The sequence below is a fragment of the Acinetobacter minutum genome, assembly GCF_035916735.1.
Lineage (GTDB): Bacteria > Pseudomonadota > Gammaproteobacteria > Pseudomonadales > Moraxellaceae > Acinetobacter.
The window spans coordinates 1-4,617 of sequence record NZ_JAQIHG010000053.1 but is presented as its reverse complement, the minus strand read 5'-3'; the positions used below and the strand labels follow the sequence as shown (position 1 = coordinate 4,617).

Sequence of the window (4,617 nt, the reverse complement as noted above, 5' to 3'; positions counted from 1 at the left end):
TTCAGGGGTATATTTTGGTTTTGTCATCGGGACATTCTCTCAAGAAAGTTGGTCTCCGACAAACCCGGTACGGTTCAACACTTCGGTATCTACATTGCCAACTTCTTCACCGTTTAAAGCCCCATAGAAGGTTTTCGTATTGGTACGAACCGGCTTTCCGGTAAGTGGATCCATTGGGAGGCCCTGATCTGCTAAACGATCATCGTGCAAATAATCGGCTTGTAACAGAAGGGAAGTCTGATCTGAGAGGTTCCACTGAATCGAAGGAGCGATTGCTTCACGTTTTATAAAACTTTGATTGCGATAGCCATCTGAATCTTCAAATGCACCCGTTAGACGGACTTTGACTTGGTCATTGATGACCGCTGCAAGATCCAATTCAGCACGTTTTTGTCCTAAACTACTGCCGATCAGACTGATCTCATGCAGAGCTTCATCCAACGGTTTCTTATTGATACGGTTAACCAAACCACCTGCTGAACCACGTCCATATAACACAGATCCTGGTCCTTTGAGGACCTCGACACGCTCAACATTCGACATATCACGATAATACATCGCATCATCGCGTACCCCATCTACATAATTATCCGCTATTGCGGAAAAACCACGGATCATGACCTGATCGCGTTGGCCATCGCCTACACTAAAACTTAAGCCTGCGACATTTTGTAGTGCACCTTGCATGGAAGTGACAGTTTGTTCTCTCAAGATTTCTTGCGGAACAACATTCACAATTTGAGGAATATCCTTGAGTTTTGCCAATCCTTTGGTGGCTGTAGAAGCTTGTCCAACCTGAGCTTTTAATGTTTGCTTTGCCTCAGCAGAAGAGCTGAGCATGGGTAGAGCAACTGTACTTGGTGATTCATTGGCGTAAGCTTGAGCAGTAAGCAAGCCGATTGAAGACAACAAAAAAATAGAAGATTTCATGAAAATCTCTGTATATACCCCGAAAAAGTGAGTGCAGTTTGGGCAAAAAACCAAAAGATGTAAACAATAATGAGTATCATTAACTATTGGTAATAGTTATTATTTAATTGTTTTTGATAAGATATTTAAATTATGATTACGATGGGTAAAACCTCATCTGTTTTTTAAGATTGTGAATTAAAAATATTTTTAATAAATACTAAGTCAATGATTTTATTTTAATAAAGTTATTTTTTTGGAAAAAGTATGACGTTAATAATATTTATAGGTACGGTTTCTTTTGTTAATTGGGCATCGTTTAACATAATTGAAATAAAAATAGCGAGTCAGGCAAAATTCAATCCAGAGTTTCACTGTTGACTAAACGATTTTCTACTGTAATCGCACAGACTAGATAGATAATCAACCTTCATCAATAAGCATGAAAGCTGCCCACTACCATTAATAACTGGATGCATTATTACAATGTCAATACTGCGCTATTTCAAAGCAAGTATTTCCAAAATGTATCACTACTAAAGTAGTAGAAACTTCTATTTCATTATATTTTTAATAAAAAAATTAAAAAAATGATATTAATTAATAATTAAAATTTAATAAAAAATTAAAAATAATGTTTGGCATTGATTTTGCAGAATTAAAAATAAATGAGATTGAGAGATGTTTAGTATGCAAAATCCATACACAACAGATGCCTTTACAGAAAAGCCATCTTCAGCCGCAAATGAAACGCTTGAAGATTATACTTTACGTTATGCTCCACATAGTTTTCGTCGTTGGAGTCCTAGAGTCGTTGCAATTACAGCATTAGGTGGTATTGCATATTTGGCTGACTTTTCAATTGGAGCAAGTATTGGTATGGCTTATGGCACAACCAATGCATTTTTTTCCATTCTATTTGCTGCAATTATTATTTTCTTAACAGGTATTCCTCTTGCCTACTATGCCGCACGATATAACATTGATTTAGATTTAATAACCCGTGGTGCTGGTTTCGGATATTTTGGATCAGTACTCACCAGTATTATTTTTGCAAGCTTTACTTTTATTTTCTTTGCCCTTGAAGGCTCAATTATGGCTCAAGGTTTATTACTTGGGCTAGGGATCCCACTATGGGCAGGCTATCTCATTTCTACTGTTATGGTCATACCACTGGTCATTTATGGAATGAAAGCCCTAAGTACCTTACAAGTTTGGACAACACCTATTTGGCTCATCCTAATGGTTGGTCCAGTTGCCTATTTAATTTATCAAGAACCCAGTCTAGTCCATCAATTTACTCTATATACGGGAAATAGTGGCTATGCACCAATAGATATGGCCGCAATTATGTTGGGTGCGGGTGTATGTTTATCTTTAATTATGCAAATTGGAGAACAGATTGATTATCTACGTTTTATGCCTGCTAAAACTAAAGAAAATAGCAAATCTTGGTGGATGGCTGTAATTTCAGCGGGTCCTGGTTGGGTGGTTTTAGGCGCAATTAAACAAATTATTGGTGCCTTCCTTGGGTTTTATTTGCTTACTAAAATTCCAGGTGTGAATAGCACAGAACCTGTACAACAATTTAATGCAGCATTCCATGACATGCTTCCTGGTTGGTTGGCACTGACTTTAGCGGTTATTTTGGTTGTCATTTCCCAAATCAAGATCAACGTGACAAATGCATACTCAGGTTCTTTAGCATGGACAAGTGCCTATACTCGTATCAGCAAACATTATCCTGGGCGTATTGTTTTTGTATTAGTTAACCTTGTTATTGCTCTTGCGCTGATGGAAGGCAACATGTTTGCAGTGCTAGGTAAAATTTTAGGTTTTTATTCGAACTTTGCTATTGCATGGGTTGTAGTTGTCGCTACTGATATCGCAGTGAATAAATACTTACTGAAACTTTCACCAAAAGAGCCTGAATATCGTCGTGGTATGCTTTACAACGTTAACCCTGTAGGAATGGTGTCGTTCCTTGCTGCTGCTGGTCTATCTATTGCAGCATTTTTTGGGTTACTTGGTGAATTCCTTATGGCTTATTCTCCCCTAATTGCCTTAATTGTAGGTTTCATTCTGACCCCAATCATGGGCTTAATTACCAAAGGAAAATATTATATTAAAACCACAGATGATGGGATGAAAGAATCACGTTACGATACCTCTGGTATACCTGTGGCAACTGTCTATCATTGTGTGTCATGTGATGAAGATTACGAACGACCTGACGTCATGCATTCACATAAACACCAAGGGGTTATCTGTTCATTATGTAAAACTTTGGAAAAATAGATATCTGATCATTACTCACTTCCGAATAAGTGGAATTTGAATAAAATAATGAACCCCGATGATTTTTCATCGGGGTTCATTATTTTGGAAAATTGTTAAGATCTGTTCCACTTGCTGAATAAAATAGAGAAAAAGGGCCATATGACCGTCTTCTGAAGTTAAGTAGGGTTCTAGAGATGCTTGTGGGAGATCAAGATGTTGTGAGATATGTTGAAAACACTGTTGTTTTAGCCTGTACTGTAATGACGGATGGTTCGCAAAGAATCAATTATCGATAAATACATATTGCATCTCTTTTACTTGCATTTGAAACGCCCAGTGATTTTATTGTCATTGACTACATATCAATTGGAGCTACTGGGGCATTTACCATTTTCCTGAAAATATTTTTATAGAATAGACCTCTTTCATAAATCATTTTTTACTCAATTCAAAATTATAGATTCCAGCGATTAAACTGAATCTAAAACCCAGTCGTTTACCTCTATTTCGGTAACGTTCAGCAAGGATTTTAAAGGTCTTAAGGCGACCAAATACATGCTCAATCCCGATTCTTCTTTTGTTGATTTCCCGATTATAGATTTTGAGTTCAGGATCCAATTTACAGCGCCTTTTGGCTTTTAACGGCAATAGGCTATTGGGATACACAGCATAAATTCCCTGGTAGCCTTTATCTGCAAGGATAAAAGCTCCTGAAGGAATCTGCTTTAAATTGCGTTTGAATAGCTCGAAATCATGCACCGTACTGCGATCAGTACATAAACTCAGAATTTGCTGAGTTTTATAATGAATGATGGCCTGTACTTTAAAGGTATGTGTCTTTTTCTTGCCGCTATAGCTTTTCTTCTGTTTTTTTAGGCATTTGAATTGGGATTTCTGTGGCATCCACGATCACACATTCCAGTCGATCCCTTCGCCTTCGGGCAAATTCTTCGGTAAATTAAACAGGTTAGACTGAATCAGGCAATCTTCAACATGACGTACAATTCTTGAGGCTGTTGGCTCTGAAACTCCGTAGCTTGTAGCAACGTGAAATAAAGTTCGGTATTCCCGCCAATAGCTCAGACAGAGTAGAACCTGATCCTCCATACTTAACTTTGGGGGTCTGTCTTTAGCAGGGACATGCTTCTGCAATTGGTCAACCATTAAATAAAAGGTTGACCATGAGATGCCCGTATATCGCTTAAACTGTGTTTCAGAAAGCTTCTTTGAATCAATGTATTTCATCTAAAGATTATGCACGAATGCTAAGAAAATTAGAGTACAAATATGGTAATCCTCCCATAAATAACCGAAGTTAAAAGTAGAGGTTAAGCAGCCATTAGAGGTGGCCTTCCTTTGTTTGCTTGGTGTGGTCTTTCATGGTTGTAATGCCACAGCCAACTCGTTGCATAATCTTGCACTTCTTCC

General features: G+C 37.7%; 4 protein-coding genes and 1 pseudogene. 1 reads left to right on the top strand and 4 read right to left on the bottom strand.

Annotation, left to right across the window (positions count from 1 at the left end):
* Positions 1–66: 66 nt before the first annotated feature.
* Positions 67–930 (bottom strand): annotated as a pseudogene (locus PAE54_RS12210) (TonB-dependent receptor); the annotation flags it as partial.
* Positions 931–1,599: 669 nt separating this feature from the next.
* On the opposite strand from PAE54_RS12210, the gene PAE54_RS12205 reads away from it, so the two are divergent.
* Positions 1,600–3,207: a purine-cytosine permease family protein gene (locus PAE54_RS12205; RefSeq protein WP_326519634.1), complete on the top strand. Its 1,608-nt coding sequence runs from the start codon at positions 1,600–1,602 to the stop codon at positions 3,205–3,207.
* A 414-nt stretch (positions 3,208–3,621) separates the two neighbouring features.
* Here the strand turns inward: PAE54_RS12205 and PAE54_RS12200 are convergent, their stop codons facing one another.
* The 3 genes from PAE54_RS12200 to PAE54_RS12195 all read right to left on the bottom strand — a co-directional run.
* Complete coding sequence (locus PAE54_RS12200) at positions 3,622–4,092, bottom strand: transposase family protein (protein WP_326519632.1); 471 nt, start codon at positions 4,090–4,092, stop codon at positions 3,622–3,624.
* Between the two features lie 6 nt (positions 4,093–4,098).
* Complete coding sequence (locus tag PAE54_RS12470) at positions 4,099–4,296, bottom strand: helix-turn-helix domain-containing protein (protein ID WP_442784406.1); 198 nt, start codon at positions 4,294–4,296, stop codon at positions 4,099–4,101.
* A 221-nt stretch (positions 4,297–4,517) separates the two neighbouring features.
* A partial coding sequence (locus PAE54_RS12195) for an integrase core domain-containing protein (RefSeq protein WP_326519633.1) occupies positions 4,518–4,617 on the bottom strand: 100 nt, incomplete at its 5' end.